The organism is Pedobacter sp. 05T44, from assembly GCF_056395985.1.
In genome coordinates this window covers 16601-35676 of record NZ_JBFTKO010000020.1, presented here as the reverse complement: position 1 = coordinate 35676, position 19076 = coordinate 16601, and the positions used below count along the sequence as shown (strand labels likewise).

Below are 19076 nucleotides of genomic sequence, written 5' to 3'. Positions count from 1 at the left end.
ATTTATCTAAATACTAAGTACTAAATACTCACTCATGAAATACTACGCTATTTTAGTTGCAGGTGGTTCCGGCAACAGAATGCAAAATACCATCGCCAAACAATTTCTATTATTAGATGGCAAGCCGATACTCATGCATACACTTGAGGCTTTTCATCAATGCCCACTAAACCCCGAAATACTCTTAGTATTAAACATACATCAACATGCCTACTGGGAAGAGCTTTGTAATACTTACAGCTGCTCAATTCCTCATCAGGTAATAAAAGGTGGCGAACAAAGATTTCACTCCGTAAAAAACGGTTTAAAAGCAATTAGGGGAAAAGGGATTGTTGCCGTACATGATGCAGTAAGACCATTGGTATCTCCTGAGCTTATCTCGAAATCATTTCAGGTAGCGGAAGAAAAAGGCAACTGTGTTGTAGGCATTAATCCAACAGATTCCATCAGGAGAATCATTGGAGGCCAAAAAAGTGAGTCGCTGAACAGAAATGAGGTCGCTTTGATACAAACCCCCCAAACATTTAATCTGGACATGTTAAGAAAATCATATGAAAAGCCGTTCAGAAATGAGTTTACGGACGACGCCTCAGTTGCCGAGTATTCTGGATTTGAGATAAATATGATAGACGGAGAAAGAGAGAATATTAAAATTACTTATCCGGAGGATCTTGAAATTGCTTCAATTTTCCTCAAGCGGTCGTTACGCTGATAAAGACAAATGGTCTCTAATAGCATAACGACCGATTAACAGGAATGCTATTACGCTGCCCTATTGATAACTTTTAGAATAATTGCGATAACAGCAATCACTAATAAAATATGGATTAAGCCACCAACATTCGGACCAAAACCATTAAAGAAGAAGCCAATGATCCACAGTATTACTAATACTACGGCAACTAGATAAAGTAGATTTCCCATAACGTTTAATTTAAGTATATGTTTTAGATAGATTTCAGGTTGTGTTAAACACTTCCATGACAATACATAAACAATCATCGTTCCAAAAAAAGAAAGGCCCCGATAATTGGGGCCTTTCTTTTTTATTAGTTATGGTTAATATTCGTCTTCGTTAAAGAAGAAATCATCCTTAGTAGGGTAATCTGGCCAAATTTCTTCGATGGTTTCATATGGTTCCCCATCGTCTTCCAAAGCTTGTAAATTTTCTATCACCTCTACAGGTGCTCCAGATCGTATACCATAATCTATCAATTCATCTTTTGTTGCAGGCCATGGAGCGTCTTCCAAATGCGATGCGAGTTCTAAAGTCCAATACATATTTCTTTACTATTAAGTTATTCTAAATTTATTCGCAAAAGTATATTAAAAAACCTGAGCAAAACAAACTTTTTTTTCCACTTTTTTTAAAGCCTCGGAAGCCATATATTTTCTTCCGTTCCAGCATCTAAATTCAGTTTTCGTGCCAAAACAAATAAATAATCGCTTAAACGGTTCAAATAAATGGTCATTTTTTCGTCAACAAAGCTTTCGGCAGCCAAATGTACCGTTAAACGCTCTGCACGGCGGCAAATACATCTTGCAACATGGCAGTAAGAAACTACCGTATTTCCACCTGGCAACACAAAATGCTTCAATTCTGGCAGTATTTCGTTCATGCCATCCATTTCCTGTTCCAACAGTGCAATGTCGCTTTCATGAAGGTCGGGTATCTTCATTTTGGATTTTTCAGGATCAGCAGCTAGCGATGCTCCTACAGTGAATAACCTGTCCTGAATCTCTTTAAGTATTTTTTGATGATGGTTATCTATATCCTGACACATGATTAATCCTATGTAGGAATTAAGCTCATCAACGGTTCCATAACATTCAATACGCAAATGGAATTTCGGAACTCGGGTACCTCCTATCAACGAGGTTAATCCCTTATCACCGGTTTTGGTATATATCTTCATTAAGAAATGTTATACTATTTTCTCAAAATCACTGCCTATTTTTTCCAGATTGCTAAGGCGTGGCGATACGGTTTTAATATCTTCATTCTTATAGTCCTTCTCAACCAAACCATCGCGCATACGCACAATGCGATGAGCATGTTGAGCAATATCCTCCTCGTGCGTAACCAGGATGATGGTATTTCCCTTACTATGAATTTCTTCAAGCAAACCCATAATTTCTATGGAAGTTTTAGTATCAAGGTTACCTGTTGGCTCATCGGCCAATATAATTGATGGGTTGTTTATTAAAGCTCTGGCAACAGCTACACGCTGGCGCTGCCCACCCGAAAGCTCATTAGGCTTGTGTGTAACCCTGTTGCCCAGGCCTACGTTTTCCAAAGCTTTTTGAGCCCGCTCGTCACGCTCCTTTTTAGAAGCACCGGCATAAATTAATGGTAAAGCAACATTATCTAAAGATGTTGAACGGGGTAAAAGATTAAAAGTTTGAAAAACAAACCCGATCTCTTTATTTCTTACCTCAGCAAGCTCATTATCGGTCATATGGCTCACATTAATTCCATTAAGAATGTATGTTCCCTTACTTGGGGTATCTAAACAGCCAAGAATGTTCATTAAGGTCGATTTACCAGAACCTGAAGGCCCCATTAAAGCAACGAACTCGCCTTTATGGATATCAAGAGTAACGGATTTTAAAGCATGAATAACTTCTAAACCTATAACGTATTTACGGCCTATCTCTGTAATTTGTATTAATGCTTTTTCCATCACTTTTTTCTTTTTAGACGATCTTTAATACTTCAATGTTACACTTCAGCTTATTTTTCTATGATCTTAGGGACAAAGAAGAAGCTTTCGTTGTGTTTAGCTGCATTCTTTAATCCATCTTGTACTGTAATTTCCTGCTTCACTACATCTTCTCTCCAGATGTTTTCTTCCTGGTTCATATAAACCAAAGGCTTTACACCTGTAGTATCCAACTCATTCAACTTCTCCATAAAAGTAAGTATCTTATTCATGTCGGCAATCAATGTATCAACTTCTTTATCTTCAATAGCTATTCTGGCTAAATCAGCAACTTTATTTATGGTTTGCTTATCTATAATCATTTATGAGCAAGTTTACTGTTTATTAAATCAAAAACGCGGTCCTTCAATATATCTGAGTCATCAACACCCAAATCCTGAGTCCCAATTGGTTTGTGGATGTAAATATCGCAAATTCCCGGACTTGTTCCATATTTTGATCCATCATCCCACATTCTTTTCCAAACATTAATCATACTGACAGGAACAATGGCTATATTTTTTTCAATTGCAAGTCTAAAAGGCCCATTTTTAAAAGGGATTGTTTTGGGAGGATATTGATCTTCTATCCTTCCTTCCGGAAAAATAATCAGGCTCATTCCCTTTTCCAGATTATCACCTGCTTTTTTAAACGCCCTAAACGCCGAAATCTTACTCTCACGCTTTACCGGAACATCAATAGTATTAAAAAACAACTTTAAAACAGGGTTAGCCAGCAACTCTTCTTTACCCATAAAATGAAAGCGTCCCTTTGCAATTACACAAAGTATCATGATATCAAAATTAGAAGTATGATTGGCACAATAGATATAAGTCTGATCGCTTTTTAATTCCTCTTCAAACTTAATACGATAAGCCAATCCAATAAAGAAACTACAAATGAAGCTATTCCATTTGCGCAATTTGTTCATCAGGTCGTAGTACTTTGGGTTTCTCGAAGCAAGATAATAAAACGGGTAAAACAGAGCCGAAAAAACCAAAAGAACAAATAAAGAATAAATACGGTGCAGGTGCCTTAGAAGTTTAACCATTGAATTCAAACATACAAATTTTTAGAATTCAAACCATTAAAGTATCAGAGTTGAGAAATTAATTAACCAATTAAAGAAATAAGGATAAAAAAAGAAATTATTAGCAGATCGAGTTGTGGTTTTTTATTAATTTCGGCCCTATGAAAGAAACGGTAGTTAGTGGCATACGTCCGACAGGAAAATTACACTTAGGGAATTATTTTGGTGCAGTAACCAACTTTGTAAAAATGCAGTACGATTATAACTGCTTTTTTTTCATTGCTGATCTTCATTCTTTAACGACTCATCCTACTCCTGGAGATTTACATGGCTACGTTAGACACGTTTTGGTAGAATATCTTGCATGTGGAATAGACCCTGAAGAAACAACCATCTATATTCAGTCTGATGTTCCGGAAGTTGCCGAACTGTATTTATATCTTAATATGAATGCATACATGGGTGAGTTGGAAAGAAGTACTTCATTTAAAGACAAAGTAAGGTCTCAGCCAGATAATGTAAATGCAGGTCTGCTAACCTACCCTACCTTAATGGCAGCTGATATTTTGATCCATAAGGCTACAAAAGTACCCGTTGGAAAAGATCAGGAACAGCACCTTGAATTTACACGTACTTTTGGCAATAGATTTAACAGATTATATAATTCAGAATATTTCCCTGAAGCATTTGCTTTTAACTACTCGAAAAATCTGGTTAAGGTACCTGGTTTAGATGGAAATGGAAAAATGAGCAAATCAAACGGAGAAGGTAGCTGCATCTATTTATCAGACAGCCCTGAAATTATCCGTAAAAAAGTGTCGCGCGCGGTAACTGATAGTGGCCCTTCAGCGGAAAACCAAACAAAACCGGAAGCAATCCAGAATCTGTTTGATTTAATGAAAATTGTTTCACCCGCCGATACACTGAAACATTTTGATGACTTGTATAATAAAATGGGTATTCGGTACGGTGACTTCAAAAAGCAACTGGCCGAAGATATGATCATTTTTAACACCCCCATTCGTGAGCGTATTGAAGATCTTTCTAAAGACAGTTCATATTTACGTCAGGTAGCTATTCATGGTGCTTTAAAAGCCAGAGAAAGCGCACAAAAAACAATAAGAGAGGTCAGACAATTAATTGGCTTCAAATCATTTTAACTTATTGCCTAAAATAACTACCTTACTGATCTTCAATAAAAGTTTATGCACATAGCGATAGTAGGAAATATAGGAGCAGGAAAAACCACGCTAACGGGTTTACTGGCTAAGAATTATGGATGGGAAGCTTTATACGAAGCTGTTGACAATAACCCATATCTCGAAGATTTTTACAGCGACATGAAAAGATGGAGCTTCAATCTTCAAATTTACTTTCTTAATAGTCGTTTCCAACAAATCGTAGATATACAAAACTTCAACAGAAACGTAATACAGGATAGGACCATATATGAGGATGCTCATATATTTGCTGATAACTTACACGACATGGGCCTGATGACCACAAGAGATCATCAAAACTATAAAGCAATTTTTGCAAATGTAACCTCGTTTATCAAACCTCCTGACTTACTTGTTTACCTTCGTGCATCTGTACCTACATTGGTTAACAATATCCAGCGCAGAGGCAGGGAATATGAGGCCAGCATCCGAATAGATTACTTATCAAAGTTAAATGAAAAGTACGAAGCCTGGATTAAAGATTATAAACTGGGTAACCTGCTTATTCTGGATAAGGATAAATTAGACTTCACTAATAACCCTGAAGATCTGGGAACAATAATACAAGCTATAGAAGCCGAAATAAACGGATTATTTTAAATGAAGATTCTCGGAATCATACCTGCAAGATACGCCTCAACCCGCTTTCCGGGCAAACCTTTAGTTCAAATTAAGGGAAAGAGTATGATCCAAAGGGTTTATGAACAAGCTAGTAAGGCCACAAGCTTATCTGATGTAATTGTGGCTACCGACGATGAACGCATTGCTGCTGAAGTTAAAAGGTTTGGAGGCAAATTCATTGTTACCGGAAGTGATCATTTAAGTGGCACAGATCGCTGTGCGGAAGTAGCAACGTCTGTTTCCGGATACGATGCCATCATAAACATACAAGGTGACGAGCCTTATATAGACCCAGAGCAGATTGATCTTTTAGCCTCGTGTTTTAACGAAAAGGGGGTTCAGTTAGCTACCTTAATTAAGGAAATACATACAGAAACTGAGCTTTATAATGTTAATATTCCTAAAGTGGTTATCAATTCCAAAGGAGAAGCCACTTATTTTAGCCGACAAACAATCCCGTATATCAGAAGTCAGGAAAAGGAGAATTGGCTAAAAGCTCATCAGTTTTATAAGCATATCGGCATTTATGGTTACACCTATCCTATCCTGTTAGAAATTACTAAACTCCCTCAATCCTCTTTAGAAATTGCAGAAAGTTTAGAACAATTAAGGTGGATAGAAAATGGGTACAGAATCCAAACCAAAGTAACTGAAATTGAAACCATAGCCATAGATACCCCTGAAGATCTAATTAAAATAAACGATGGCGTATGAAACAACTAATAACCTGCATTTTTCTCTGCACCATTTTTTTAGTTGCATGTAATAGCACAGACAAAGACGATGCCGCCGGAAAAGATCTTGTAAAGATTGTAACAAAGCCATTTAGTGATTCTTTAAAGGCTGATACCTTTAAAGTACAGATACTGGGGGATAAACCCGACAACATGCACCTTGCATTCTCCATCACCTCTTTTAATGGCAAACAGATTTACGATGTAGACATTAAAGCTACCGATTTGTTCAAGAATTACATTGCTACCATTGATCTTTCCAAGAAGAAAAATCAGATCAAATTTCTACAGGAAGAAGTTAACCGTTTCTTTGACGACGAGAACTTCATGGAACCCGCCGTTGATGAGGCAGACCTGCCTGATGCAAACGTACCCGATAAAGCATTTTTCGACGAGTTAAAAAAAAACAGATTGAATGGATTCATTTATCGACTTGGTAAAGAGAGTAAAAACTACGTAGCCTGGTCTGATAAAGAAGGTAAGGTTAAAACTTACTATACCTGTTGCACTAAGTAAAATCTTATATTTTAGTAAAAACCCCTATCAACACAATAAATGCTTATTTGATGCGTTTTTGAGCATTCCATTAAAATTGTTGAAAATAATTAAAAAAAATATTATGATAATTTCAAATTTAACACTATGTTTATATAACGAAACAAAAAGAACTACGTAATAACTTATAAATAAACAACCTAGAATATTCTAACCAAATATACTTTAAAGAAAGTGCCCGAAATATTTCGGGCCTTTTTTTTGTCCCCCAGCATAAAAACCTTAAGTTGTCAAAAAACATTATTTTAGCTTTCTTAATAAATGTTATACGGTAATTTATGCTGAAGAGGTTATCCATTTTCATTTTCCTTACACTATCGTTTCTTACCGTAACTGCGCAAAAAGCAAGTGTTGCCGGTAGGGTTGTCGATACATTGGAAAAAAGGAATCTGGAACACAGTTCAGTTTTATTGCTAAGATCCGTTGACTCTGTAATGGTTAAAACTACTCGAACAAATGCAGAGGGAAAGTTTGAATTTAGAAACATTGCCAAGGGTGATTACAAGCTGCTGGTAACATTCCCTAAAATGGCCGACTATATCACGAACTTAAGGATTTCGGACACTTCCAACATCAAACTGGGCGACATTAAAATGGAGCTAAAATCAAAACTCTTAAGTGAAGTAGTTATACAGGCTAAAAGTGCCGTACGCATGAAAGGCGATACTTTGGTGTTTCAGGCTGATAGCTTTGCTGTGCGTAGCAATGCGAATGTTCAAGAGTTGCTAAAGAGGCTACCAGGAGTTGTTGTAGATAAAAACGGAAATATAAAAGCACAGGGTAAAGATGTAAAGACAGTTTTGGTTGATGGAGATGAGTTTTTTGGCGATGACCCGCTTTTAGCCACAAAATATTTAAAGGCAAATGCTGTAGAAGAAGTTCAGGTTTTCGATAAAAAAAGTAAAACAGCAGAGCTTACGGGAATAGATGATGGGGTAAAAAACAAAACCATTAATATCAAATTAAAGGAAAATGCCAAAAACGGATACCTGGCATCTTTAGATGCAAACCAGGGAAACGACAAGTTCCGTGATTACGGTGCTATGGCTGGGGTTTTTAAGAGCAAGCTCAAAGCTGCAGTTTATGGAACCTACTCTACCCTAACCAATGATTCTAAGATCAACCGATCTATGCGAAAGCTTAAAGGCGAAGAATATGATGTAATTGAGGTGGGCGATGATGGCAGCTCGGTGATGTATTCCTCTGGTGGTGATGATGATGATGATTACAGCTCCCCCACCAGCGGTTTGCCCAATAATTTCAATATGGGGGGGCACTTTGCCGACAGGTTCGAAAACAACACAATGGGAATAAAGCTCAATTTTAAAGGCTTCGATTACAAAAACAAGAATGTAAGAACTTCTAAATCCGAGGAACTTTTACCCAATGGATCGTTATTTTCAAGCTCCGGAAGAAAAGAAGACAGGTCGAAAAATACAGGTGAAAGCTTAAGAGGTGGATATAGTTACAATATCGACTCACTTACTACATTAAAAATAGCCTTTGGAGCAAAGCAAAACAGAAATCAGCTAAACTCTACGAGTGACGACTTTACAAGAGATCAGCGAGGCTTATTTATCAGTAACAATACCCAAACCAATACCGGCTCTGGTCATAGTGAAGCATTTAATGGAAATATCAACTGGTCAAAAAGATTTAATAAAAAAGGAAGAACACTATCAATAGACATTCAGCCCGAGAATCTTTCCAGTAAAAACATTGAAAAAAGTATAAATCAGACAAAGTACTATGATGACAATGGCCATGAAAACCGGGTAGAAAACACGAACCTGAATAAAGACAACGTAAACGATCAAAAGTCAATAGGCACCAGGATCAGTTATACAGAACCCTTGTCAAAACGGTGGGCTATAGAAGCAGGATATAGCTTTAAAACAATAGCATCAAGCAGCTACAGATTAGTTTCAGATAATAGCACCAATAAAATAGACTCTTTAAGTAATAATTTTAAGTTCATCAATTTCTCTAATGTTGGAAAAATAATTACGCAATATAAGGTTAAGAACTTCTCTATCTCTACCGGATTGGAAGCCACACAAACAAATTTTGTGCTTAAAGATCTGGATCAGCAAAGCGACTTTGATCGCAACTATTTAAACTTGTCGCCAAGCACCAACCTATTCTATAAAATAAACAACAACAGCAACTTATCTGTAAACTACAATGGTTACATGCAACAGCCAAGCATTAATCAAATACAACCGGTAAGGCAGCTAAACAACCCCTTATTTCAGGTTATTGGAAACCCATCTTTAAGGCCTTCGTTTACAAATAACTTCGGCCTTTCTTACAATAGTTTTCAGTTCTCAACCGACCAGTATATCTCTGGTTATTTTAGCTACKGTTTTACAAATAACGCRATTGTCGACACAGAAATAGTTGATGAATTTAACAAAAGAATCTCCAGCTATACCAACCTGAATGGAAACAATTCAATAGCAGGAAACGTATATTACTCTAAAGGTTTTCCGAAGTTAAACTTCCGCTTTGGTGTAGACCTCGGGTTTAATACCTCCAACAACCAAACGATATTAAACTTTACACGAAACAAAACAAGAAACACTCAATTTAATTTGAGAACATCTTTTAATTACTATACACATAAACTTGATTTAAGCTATACCCCATCGGCCAGCTTTATGTATGGTAAATCATCTATTGGTAGCATTAACGACGGCAGAAGCTTAATTCACGACCATGAGTTATCTGCAACAGTACAATTACCTTACAAATTCGAATTTAACTCAACCATGTCACTTTCATTTCGTCCTGCCAACTCATCTTTTGATAAAGATCTGGACGTAATCATATGGAATGGATATCTATCAACCAAGGTATTAAAAAACGAAGCGCTTGAAATTAAACTTTCCATAACAGATATCCTTAATCAAAAAATTGGATACAACAGATATGTTGGTGGAAATATTAAAAGTGAAAGTACGTTTAGCTATATTCCCAGATATGTATTATTTGGAATAAACTGGAATTTAAGTGGTAATTTTATTAAAAACTCCAGCGTTAAATAGCTAATCAATGAGTAGGTCTGTATTTTTTCTTCTCTTCTGTGCAATGCCGTTTAAGTTGCTGGCCCAGCAGCTTTTTATTCCGAATGGAAAAATTACGTTCGAAAAAAGGATAAACATGGTGCGTACAATGGCGGATTTTGGACTTTCTGATGAAATTAAAGGAGGTATGAAAAAGTACAAAACCAGTAATTGGGACCTTTATTTTGACCGTACAAGGTCTATTTATAAAGCTCAAAAAAAAGACGACAATGATGAGGATTTAATGTACTTTATTGCACCTGGCGAATCGACCAACGAACTTTATGCCGATTACGCAAACAGAAACCGCGTATTAAGGAAAAACATTATGGGCGACGATTACCTGCTGAAAGACACTATACCCCATGTAAGCTGGAAAATTATGCACGACATCCGTATTATTTCCGGTTTCGAATGCAGGAAAGCCATAGGTCGCATTAACGACACGGTTTATGTGGTTGCTTTTTATACAGATGAAATTTTACTGCGCGGAGGACCTGAGGGGTTCAACGGGTTGCCAGGCATGATATTGGGGCTTGCCATCCCCAGACTAAATACGACCTGGTTTGCCACCAAAGTTGATGCTTTTAATAATTTTAATAACGAAATTCAACCACCTAACAAGGGCAAAAAAACAGAAACAGAGAGAGAATTGAAGAAATTAATTGAATTATTTACGCGTTACAACGGAAATAAAAACGAAAAACCAGAAGAAATACGCAAAGCGATATATGGATTTGTACTTTAAACCGGCTTATTTATATAATTGTTAGTCAGCAGCTAGAAGGCAAATCATATAGAGAATTTCATTAAATCATTTTTTCCTTTACGAATATTTAAAAAAAGAGCCTTAAAGCTTCGGTTTATTTGCTAACTTTGTATCCCGTACAAAAACAATAAGGACAGCATAAAAAACTGCCTTTATATCAGAAATTCACAAACATGACTAAGTATATTTTTGTTACGGGCGGTGTTACTTCCTCTTTGGGTAAGGGCATCATCTCCGCTTCATTAGCCAAACTATTACAAGCACGCGGCTACAGTGTAACCATTCAAAAGTTTGACCCGTATATCAACATCGATCCGGGAACGCTAAATCCTTACGAACATGGCGAATGCTATGTTACTGAAGATGGTGCAGAAACAGACCTTGATCTTGGGCACTATGAGCGTTTCTTAAATGTTCCAACCACACAGGCTAACAACATTACTACTGGTCGTATTTATCAGAATGTAATCAACAAAGAAAGACAAGGGGAATACCTTGGTAAAACTGTGCAGGTTGTACCTCATATTACTGATGAGATCAAAAGAAACATGCGCATTTTAGGCGATAGCGGTAAATATGATATCGTTATTACGGAACTGGGTGGTACTGTTGGTGATATCGAATCTCTTCCATTTATAGAGGCAGTACGTCAGTTTAAATGGGAAGAAGGCGCTAATAATGCCATAGTTATCCACTTAACACTAATCCCTTTCCTTGCAGCAGCCGGCGAATTAAAAACCAAACCTACACAACACTCTGTTAAAGCTTTATTGGAGTATGGTATACAACCAGATATTTTGGTTTGCCGTACTGAGCACCATATCTCTCAGGACATCCGTAAAAAAATTGCCTTGTTCTGTAATGTAAACGTTAATGCGGTAATCGAATCTATTGATGCATCATCAATTTATTCAGTTCCGTTGTTAATGATGAAAGAGCAGTTGGATAAAACGGTCTTAACCAAATTAAAACTGGCTCATAAAAACGAACCTGATATGGAAAGCTGGAAAGATTTCCTTGGTCGTTTAAAAAACCCTACATCAGAAGTAACTATAGGTGTTGTAGGTAAATATGTGGAATTACCTGATGCTTATAAATCTATAACTGAGTCATTTGTTCATGCCGGTGCAAAGAACGAATGCAAAGTACGTGTTCAATACATTCATTCAGAAGGAGTTTATCCTGATAATGCGAAAGAAAAACTTGGTCATTTAGATGGTTTACTTGTTGCTCCTGGTTTTGGTAGCAGAGGTATTGAAGGAAAAATTGATGCAATTAAATATGTAAGAGAAAACAACGTTCCGTTCTTTGGAATTTGTTTAGGTATGCAATGTTCAGTTATCGAGTATGGAAGAAATGTACTTGGATTACAAAATGCAAATACTACCGAGATTGATGAAAACACTGAGCATCCGGTAATTAATATGATGGAAGATCAGAAAACCATTACCAATAAAGGCGGTACCATGCGTTTAGGTTCTTATCCATGCGACCTTAAAAAAGGTACCAAGGCTTATGCTGCTTACGGAAAACAACATATTACAGAGCGTCACAGACATCGTTATGAATTCAATAACGCTTACTTAAGTCAATTTGAAGAAGCAGGAATGATTGCCTCAGGTATCAATCCTGAAAGTAATCTGGTAGAAATTGTGGAGCTTAAAAACCATCCTTTCTTTGTTGGTGGACAGTTTCACCCTGAATTAAAATCAACAGTTGCTAATCCTCACCCACTTTTTGTTAAATTTGTCGCCGCAGCGATGGAGTTTGCGAAGAAGAAAATAAAATAATACGCGTTTAATTAACAATAATGGATAGAAATACGTTTACAGGATTATTCCTGATCATGATTGTTCTGGCAGGTTCTTTTTACTTTTTCAAGCCAAGTGAGGCTGAAATTAAAAAAGAAAATGAAAGAATTGCTGCTGATTCTATAAAGAAAGCAACAGCAAATACTACCGCAACTCCGGCTACAGCAGCAGTTGCTACATTGCCAGCTGTTGATTCGACTGCATTAAAAGGTCCTTTTGGTGGCAATATCTCTGGCACAGAGCAAACTAGCGTTTTAGAAAACGAGAACTTAAAATTAACTTTCACTAACAAAGGTGGTAAGATTCTTTCCGCTCAAGTTAAAGGACAGACTACTTATGATGGTAAACCGGTAATTTTGTTTGACGGTAATCAAAACAAGTTTGGCTTAAACCTAAACATAGGTGGCAAAATTGTAAATACTAACGATTTATATTTTACTGCTTCTAAAAATGGCGCAAACAGCGTAATTATGCGCGCCAATTATTCTGGGGATAAATACATTGAATTTGTTTACGATGTAAAACCGAATAGCAGTAAGGTTGGTTTTAACATTAACCTGAATGGCTTAAATCAGGTTATTCAAAACAATACAATTACTTTAAACTGGGAAGCTACTTTACTTGAACAAGAAAAATCAGGTAAAAAAGAGCAGGAACATTCAGCTCCATATTACAAATATGCTGGCGAAAATCCCAACCATCTAAGTGTTGCTAAAGACGAAAAAGAAGAACTAAAAGAAGGAAAAATCGAATGGTTCTCTTTCAAACAACACTTCTTCTCGGCGGTATTAATACCAACAGTTCCTTTTGATAAAGGTGAACTTGAAGTTAAAGTAACTACTGAGCCAGGTCAGATTAAATGGTATGGCGCTAATATGCAACTTACATTTAACCAATTGGCTGCTCAAAACTATTCCATGGAGTTTTACTTTGGAACCAACAAATTCTCTACCTTAAAAGCTCAGGGACATGAATTGGAAAAACAAGTAGACATGGGATACTGGCCATTAAAATACATCAACAGATTTATTGTATTGCCTGTATTTAACTTCCTTGAAGGTTTTGGATGGGGGTATGGATTAATTATCCTGGTACTGACAATTATGCTAAAACTAGCCATGTCGCCACTAACATATAAATCATATCTTTCAATGGCTAAGATGAGAATCTTGAAACCTGAGATGGATGAAATTAAAGCAAAGGTAGGCGATGATAATCCAACATTGTTACAACAGGAATATTTAAAGCTTTACAAACAAGTAGGCGTTAATCCATTGGGCGGCTGTTTACCAATGTTACTGCAATTACCATTTGTAATGGCTTTCTTCTTCTTCTTCCCCAATTTATTTGAATTAAGAGGCGAAAGCTTTTTATGGATGAAGGATCTTTCTACCTATGATGATTTTATCAAGTTTGGTGTAAACATTCCTATTCTGGGTAATCACTTAAGTTTAATGTGTATACTGATGACGATTTCAACATTGATCTACACTTACTTTAATAATCAGATCTCTGGTGCAACCGGTCAAATGAAATACATCGGTTACATTATGCCAATTGTATTTCTAGGTGTGTTAAATAGCTACCCATCAGGTTTGAACTACTACTACTTCTTAGCTAACATGTTAACGTTTGCTCAGCAGTTCCTAATCAAGTCTATGGTAGATGATGAAAAAATCCATAAAACACTTCAGGATAACAAAACCAAACCTGTTGTAGAGAAAAAGAAATCAAGATTCAGTGCTAAGCTGGAAGACTATATGMGTCAGCAGCAACAAGCACAGATTCAACAAAAAAAGAATAAATAATTCTATTTCTTTAAGAGGCTATATAAACGTCCACAAAAAAGGGGTTATCATGATATATGATAGACCCCTTTTTTGTATCAATTTGCTTTAACCAATCTAGTCCTTATAGCAACGCTTCACATGGTTCACCCTTCTTTCACTCTTTGTCCACAAAAAGGTACTTTCGCGTGGATTTGGTGTATGCCTGGTGTGAACAATAAGTGGAAAAACAAGCCCTGGTATCCCCTTTTATTGTAAAATTTGATATACAATACGGATATGTCTTAAAATTTTCTAATTTTTAGGTTTCTAGAACTAAACCGGGATAAAAACAACCATTTTAATTATGCAGAAATATCTACTTCTCTCTCTCCTATTTTTTACAACGATCAGCTTTGCGCAAAAGAAACCGCTTGACCACACAGTGTATGATGCCTGGGAATCTGTTGCTTCCAGAAGGTTATCCAACAATGGAAATTGGGCGGCATATGGCATCGCTGCGCAGGAAGGAGATGCAAATTTGTATTTAACCAATCTGCTTACCAATGCGAAAACAAAAGTAAACCGGGTGGAAAGTGCTCAGTTTAGTGCTGATTCTAAATTCGCCGTGTTTGCCATTAAACCTTTTTATTCGGCTATACGACAAGCAAAAATCAAAAAGAAAAAAATAGAAGAAATGCCAAAGGACTCTTTGGGCATAGCCAACTTAACTAATCTCGCTATTGCAAAGGTTGCGCGTGTGAAATCTTTTAAACTACCAGAGAATGGCTTAGCCTTACTTGCTTATCAACTAGAAAAACCTATAGATACATCAAAGAAAGCACAGGGAGACACTGCTAAAAAGGATGACAAAGAAGGTTCTGATCTGATTTTCAGAAACCTTACAACAGGTACAGAACGTACTTTTAAATTTGTAAACGAATATGTTTTCAGTAAAGATGGTAAACAACTTGCCTTTGCTTGCACAGGTTCCAAAAAAGATAAGACAGCTCAAACAGGCGTTTTTCTTTTAAACACAGAAAAAGGCACGCTTAAAACATTGGTTAACGGAAAAGGAAGTTTCAAAAACTTTGTGTTTGACGATGAAAGTGAATCACTTGCATTTCTAGGAGAAAGAAGTCCGGAAAAAGCCGAAATTAAAGATTACTTTGTATACTATAACTCACCTTCGTTAGATACTGCCCAGGTTTTGGTAGACAATGACATCCCCGGCTTCCCTGCTAAATGGGCAGTTAGTGGCGATGGAAAATTAAACTTCAACAAAGAAGCCACAAAGCTGTTTTTTGGTATCGCTCCAATTAAAAAACCAAAAGATACTACCCTTATCGATTTTGAGCATGCACAGCTGGATGTATGGAGTTATAAAGACGACTACCTGCAGCCAATGCAGCTAAAAAATGCTGAAAAGGAATCGAAAAGAACTTATTTAACTTCTATCGAAATATTTAATAGTGATGTAAAAGTAGTGCCTTTAACAGACGTTAAACTGCCTGAAGCTAAACTAATTGATGAAGGTAACTCGAACTATGTACTTGCATCATCAGATTTTGGCAACAGAATCCAATCACAGTGGTCTGCAAATTCTATTAAAGACTATTATCTGGTTGATACAAAAACAGGATCAAGAAAAAAGATCATTGAAGGGCTTGTGGGAACTGCAATGCCATCACCATCTGGAAAATTTATACTTTACTTCGACAAAAAAACAGCTAACTGGTACACTTATACTATTGCAACAGGTAAGATTACACACCTAAATAACGGATTAAATGTTAAGCTTGTAGACGAAGAAAATGATGTACCGGATCAGCCAGATGCTTACGGACTTGCTGCATGGACTGAGGATGATAAAGCTGTTCTATTATACGACAGGTACGACATCTGGGAATTCTCTCCAGACGGAAAAAATGCTCCGCAAAACATCACCAATGGTTTTGGCAGGCAGAACAACATTACTTTCCGCTATCAACAACTAGACACCACCGTTCGCTTTTTGGGTAAAAAAGAGACGATACTGCTTGACGCCTTTAACAATACAACTAAAGAAAACGGATATTACAGAAAGAATATCGGCGACAATAAGAGCCCGGAGCTTGTTGTTATGGCTAAGTTTAAGTATTCAAATTTAGGCAAAGCAAGAGATGCCGATCGCTATATTTATGACAAGGCAAATTATACCAATTCTCCTAATGTTTTCGTATCAACAGATATGAAAACCGAGGTTAAATTAAGTAATACCAACCCTCAGCAACAAAATTACAATTGGGGAACTGCGGAACTGGTTAACTGGAGTACACCTAAAGGTTTTAAAGCCGACGGTATTCTTTACAAGCCTGAAGATTTCGATCCGGCTAAGAAATACCCTATGATTGTATATTTCTACGAGAAGTTATCAAATGGATTATATACGTATCAGCCACCAGCTCCTACTCCTTCAAGATTAAACATCTCTTATTTTGTGAGCAATGGGTATTTGGTTTTTGCACCAGATATAAGCTATGAAAGTGGCTATCCTGGCAAATCTGCAGAAGAATTCATTAATTCCGGGGTAGAATTTTTAAAGAAAAACTCATGGGTTGATGGCACTAAAATCGGTATCCAGGGACAAAGCTGGGGCGGCTATCAGGTAGCTCATTTAATTACAAGAACAAATATGTATGCTGCTGCATGGGCGGGTGCTCCGGTAGTAAACATGACTTCTGCTTATGGTGGTATGCGTTGGGAAAGTGGGATGAACAGACAGTTTCAGTATGAAAAAACACAGAGCAGGATTGGTGCAACTTTATGGGAAAAACCAGAATTATACATCGAAAACTCTCCATTATTTGCCTTACCTAAAGTAAATACACCGGTAGTAATTATGGCCAACGATGCCGACGGCGCAGTACCTTGGTACCAGGGAATTGAAATGTTTACAGGTTTAAGAAGGTTGGGCAAACCGGTATGGATGTTAAACTACAATAATGAGGCGCATAACCTGATAAAGCGCCAGAACAGAAAAGACATCCAAATCCGTGAACAGCAGTTCTTTGACTATTATTTAAAAGGAGCTAAAGCACCCTTATGGATGACACAGGGTATACCGGCAACAGAAAAAGGTAAAACATGGGGTTTTGAGCTTACTGATGAAAAGCCATAGGGATATATTGTTTAAAATCCCTACATTAACATCGTAAAACTAACTATCCCTAATGGCATTAAGTAGAATCTGGTCGGCCTTTATCATTGTTGCAATTGTTGTAGCCACTATAAAGTGTTTCTTTTTTGGACAATCTGATATATTTAATTGGATGGTCATTGGCAAAGCCAGTGACCCTGCAAATCCTTTAAAACTAGATGGCATTATTGAAACCTGCTGGGTTTCTGTGGAGTTATGTCTTAAACTAGTAGGTATTTTGGCGCTATTTATTGGTTTGATGAGCATTGCTGAAAAAGCTGGCGGCATTCGTTTATTGTCCCGTATAGTTGGGCCCTTCTTTTCTAAATTATTTCCGGATATTCCAAAAGGCCACCCTTCTATGGGGCACATGATTATGAACTTTTCTGCTAATCTATTAGGTTTAGATAACGCAGCTACTCCTTTTGGCTTAAAAGCTATGGAAAGTTTGCAAGAGCTAAACCCAAGTAAAGATACTGCATCAAATGCCCAAATCATGTTTCTTTGCCTTCATGCAGCTGGTTTAAACTTAATTCCGGTTAGTGTTATTGCAATCAGGGCTTCTCAAAATGCTTCTAATCCAACTGATATTTTTATTCCTTGTCTGATCGTTACTTTTGTTGGCACCATGGCAGCAATGCTTATTGTTTCTTTTAAACAAAAGATTAACCTGCTTCAACCTGTAGTCATTGTCTGGATCCTTAGTCTTTCTTTCATCATTGCATTATTGGTTTTATACATTACTTCGCTTAATGCCGATGGAATAAAATCATTCTCAGGAATTTTAAGCAACGGACTTATACTATTGGTTTTTCTGTTGATTATACTTGGGGCACTATATAAAAAGATTGATGTTTTTGATGCATTTGTTGAAGGTGCAAAAAATGGATTTGAAACCGCCGTTAAAATTATCCCTTATCTGGTTGGGATGCTGGTGGCAATAAGCATGCTTCGCACCAGTGGCACCTTTGATGTAATAATTGGGGGTATAAAAGATTTCTTCTCATTTTTAGGGGCCGACACCAGATTCGTAGAAGGCTTACCTACGGCTTTAATAAGACCACTGAGTGGCGGTGCTGCAAGAGGAATGATGGTAAGTACTATGGAAACCTATGGTCCGGATTCATTTGCAAGCAGGCTTTCTGGCATTTTCCAGGGTGCCTCTGACACTACTTTTTATGTAGTTGCAGTTTACTTTGGTTCTGTAAGTATTAAGAATACCCGTTATGCTATTGGCGCAATGCTGCTGGCCGATCTTGTTGGGGTATGTACAGCAATAGGTCTTGCTTATTTATTTTTTGGATAAGAAATATAGATTACAGAATTATTTAGATTCTGTTGATATTATTCTGCTAATAATCTGTTCAAGTGCAGTGGGTTCTAAACTGGTATGCTTAGAAGACCTCCAGGTGGAAGTAGAATCTAACCACACACAAAAAGAATGGTAGCCATCTACTATTACTGCATAGGTTTCGTGAAAATCATCCTGTATGCGCATACAGAATCCGTTTATGGGCTTGCCCTGAACATCAAATCTGAAATTTAAATAGCTACTTAACATACTGATACCTGGTTAGTTATTTCTATAACAAATTAAGTTATAATATGTTTAGCCTATTTTAAAT

18 protein-coding genes are annotated in these 19076 nt (G+C 36.9%); 11 read left to right on the top strand and 7 right to left on the bottom strand.

Annotated features, from left to right (window positions below; all coding sequences use genetic code 11):
- Window positions 1–34 precede the first annotated feature (34 nt).
- Entirely contained in the window at window positions 35–712 is a 678-nt protein-coding gene (locus tag AC1DDK_RS22770) for a 2-C-methyl-D-erythritol 4-phosphate cytidylyltransferase (protein WP_172659155.1), read from the top strand.
- Window positions 713–762: 50 nt separating this feature from the next.
- Here the strand turns inward: AC1DDK_RS22770 and AC1DDK_RS22765 are convergent, their stop codons facing one another.
- The 6 genes from AC1DDK_RS22765 to AC1DDK_RS22740 form a co-directional block, all read right to left on the bottom strand.
- Window positions 763–924: a lmo0937 family membrane protein gene (locus tag AC1DDK_RS22765; RefSeq protein WP_152542334.1), complete on the bottom strand. Its 162-nt coding sequence runs from the start codon at window positions 922–924 to the stop codon at window positions 763–765.
- A gap of 135 nt (window positions 925–1059) precedes the next feature.
- Complete coding sequence (locus AC1DDK_RS22760; protein WP_008240955.1) at window positions 1060–1281, bottom strand: DUF2795 domain-containing protein; 222 nt, start codon at window positions 1279–1281, stop codon at window positions 1060–1062.
- A gap of 86 nt (window positions 1282–1367) precedes the next feature.
- Entirely contained in the window at window positions 1368–1916 is a 549-nt protein-coding gene (locus AC1DDK_RS22755; protein WP_172659156.1) for a cob(I)yrinic acid a,c-diamide adenosyltransferase, read from the bottom strand.
- Window positions 1917–1925: 9 nt separating this feature from the next.
- Window positions 1926–2684 carry an ABC transporter ATP-binding protein gene (locus AC1DDK_RS22750; protein ID WP_477634081.1) on the bottom strand — a complete coding sequence of 253 codons (759 nt, stop codon included), beginning with the start codon at window positions 2682–2684 and terminating at the stop codon, window positions 1926–1928.
- Between the two features lie 50 nt (window positions 2685–2734).
- Window positions 2735–3025: an Asp-tRNA(Asn)/Glu-tRNA(Gln) amidotransferase subunit GatC gene (gatC, locus tag AC1DDK_RS22745; RefSeq protein ID WP_048906171.1), complete on the bottom strand. Its 291-nt coding sequence runs from the start codon at window positions 3023–3025 to the stop codon at window positions 2735–2737.
- Window positions 3022–3753 carry a lysophospholipid acyltransferase family protein gene (locus AC1DDK_RS22740; RefSeq protein ID WP_172659158.1) on the bottom strand — a complete coding sequence of 244 codons (732 nt, stop codon included), beginning with the start codon at window positions 3751–3753 and terminating at the stop codon, window positions 3022–3024. Before AC1DDK_RS22740 ends, gatC begins: the two co-directional genes overlap by 4 nt.
- A gap of 140 nt (window positions 3754–3893) precedes the next feature.
- Here AC1DDK_RS22740 and trpS point away from each other — a divergent pair, with 140 nt between their 5' ends.
- The 10 genes from trpS to AC1DDK_RS22690 all read left to right on the top strand — a co-directional run bounded on the left by trpS (window position 3894) and on the right by AC1DDK_RS22690 (window position 18757).
- On the top strand, window positions 3894–4892 hold the full coding sequence (gene trpS / locus AC1DDK_RS22735; protein ID WP_172659159.1) for a tryptophan--tRNA ligase: 999 nt from the start codon (window positions 3894–3896) through the stop codon (window positions 4890–4892).
- A gap of 45 nt (window positions 4893–4937) precedes the next feature.
- The gene (locus AC1DDK_RS22730) at window positions 4938–5552 is read left to right on the top strand and encodes a deoxynucleoside kinase (RefSeq protein WP_048906174.1); all 615 of its coding nucleotides are present in this window, start codon (window positions 4938–4940) and stop codon (window positions 5550–5552) included.
- On the top strand, window positions 5553–6287 hold the full coding sequence (gene kdsB / locus AC1DDK_RS22725; protein ID WP_172659160.1) for a 3-deoxy-manno-octulosonate cytidylyltransferase: 735 nt from the start codon (window positions 5553–5555) through the stop codon (window positions 6285–6287).
- Window positions 6284–6823, top strand: a complete 540-nt coding sequence (locus tag AC1DDK_RS22720) for a hypothetical protein (protein ID WP_172659161.1) — start codon at window positions 6284–6286, stop codon at window positions 6821–6823. Before kdsB ends, AC1DDK_RS22720 begins: the two co-directional genes overlap by 4 nt.
- A 317-nt stretch (window positions 6824–7140) precedes the next feature.
- Window positions 7141–9909, top strand: a complete 2769-nt coding sequence (locus tag AC1DDK_RS22715) for an outer membrane beta-barrel family protein (RefSeq protein ID WP_477634080.1) — start codon at window positions 7141–7143, stop codon at window positions 9907–9909.
- A gap of 7 nt (window positions 9910–9916) precedes the next feature.
- On the top strand, window positions 9917–10675 hold the full coding sequence (locus AC1DDK_RS22710; protein WP_477612305.1) for a GLPGLI family protein: 759 nt from the start codon (window positions 9917–9919) through the stop codon (window positions 10673–10675).
- A 194-nt stretch (window positions 10676–10869) separates the two neighbouring features.
- Complete coding sequence (locus AC1DDK_RS22705) at window positions 10870–12486, top strand: CTP synthase (protein WP_172659164.1); 1617 nt, start codon at window positions 10870–10872, stop codon at window positions 12484–12486.
- 20 nt (window positions 12487–12506) lie between these two features.
- A complete protein-coding gene (yidC, locus tag AC1DDK_RS22700) occupies window positions 12507–14315 on the top strand; it encodes a membrane protein insertase YidC (RefSeq protein ID WP_477634079.1) in 1809 nt (602 codons plus the stop codon).
- Between the two features lie 325 nt (window positions 14316–14640).
- Window positions 14641–17433: an alpha/beta hydrolase family protein gene (locus AC1DDK_RS22695; protein WP_172659166.1), complete on the top strand. Its 2793-nt coding sequence runs from the start codon at window positions 14641–14643 to the stop codon at window positions 17431–17433.
- Window positions 17434–17485: 52 nt separating this feature from the next.
- On the top strand, window positions 17486–18757 hold the full coding sequence (locus tag AC1DDK_RS22690; protein WP_172659167.1) for a nucleoside recognition domain-containing protein: 1272 nt from the start codon (window positions 17486–17488) through the stop codon (window positions 18755–18757).
- Between the two features lie 18 nt (window positions 18758–18775).
- Here the strand turns inward: AC1DDK_RS22690 and AC1DDK_RS22685 are convergent, their stop codons facing one another.
- Window positions 18776–19012: a hypothetical protein gene (locus AC1DDK_RS22685; protein WP_048906181.1), complete on the bottom strand. Its 237-nt coding sequence runs from the start codon at window positions 19010–19012 to the stop codon at window positions 18776–18778.
- Window positions 19013–19076: the final 64 nt, after the last annotated feature.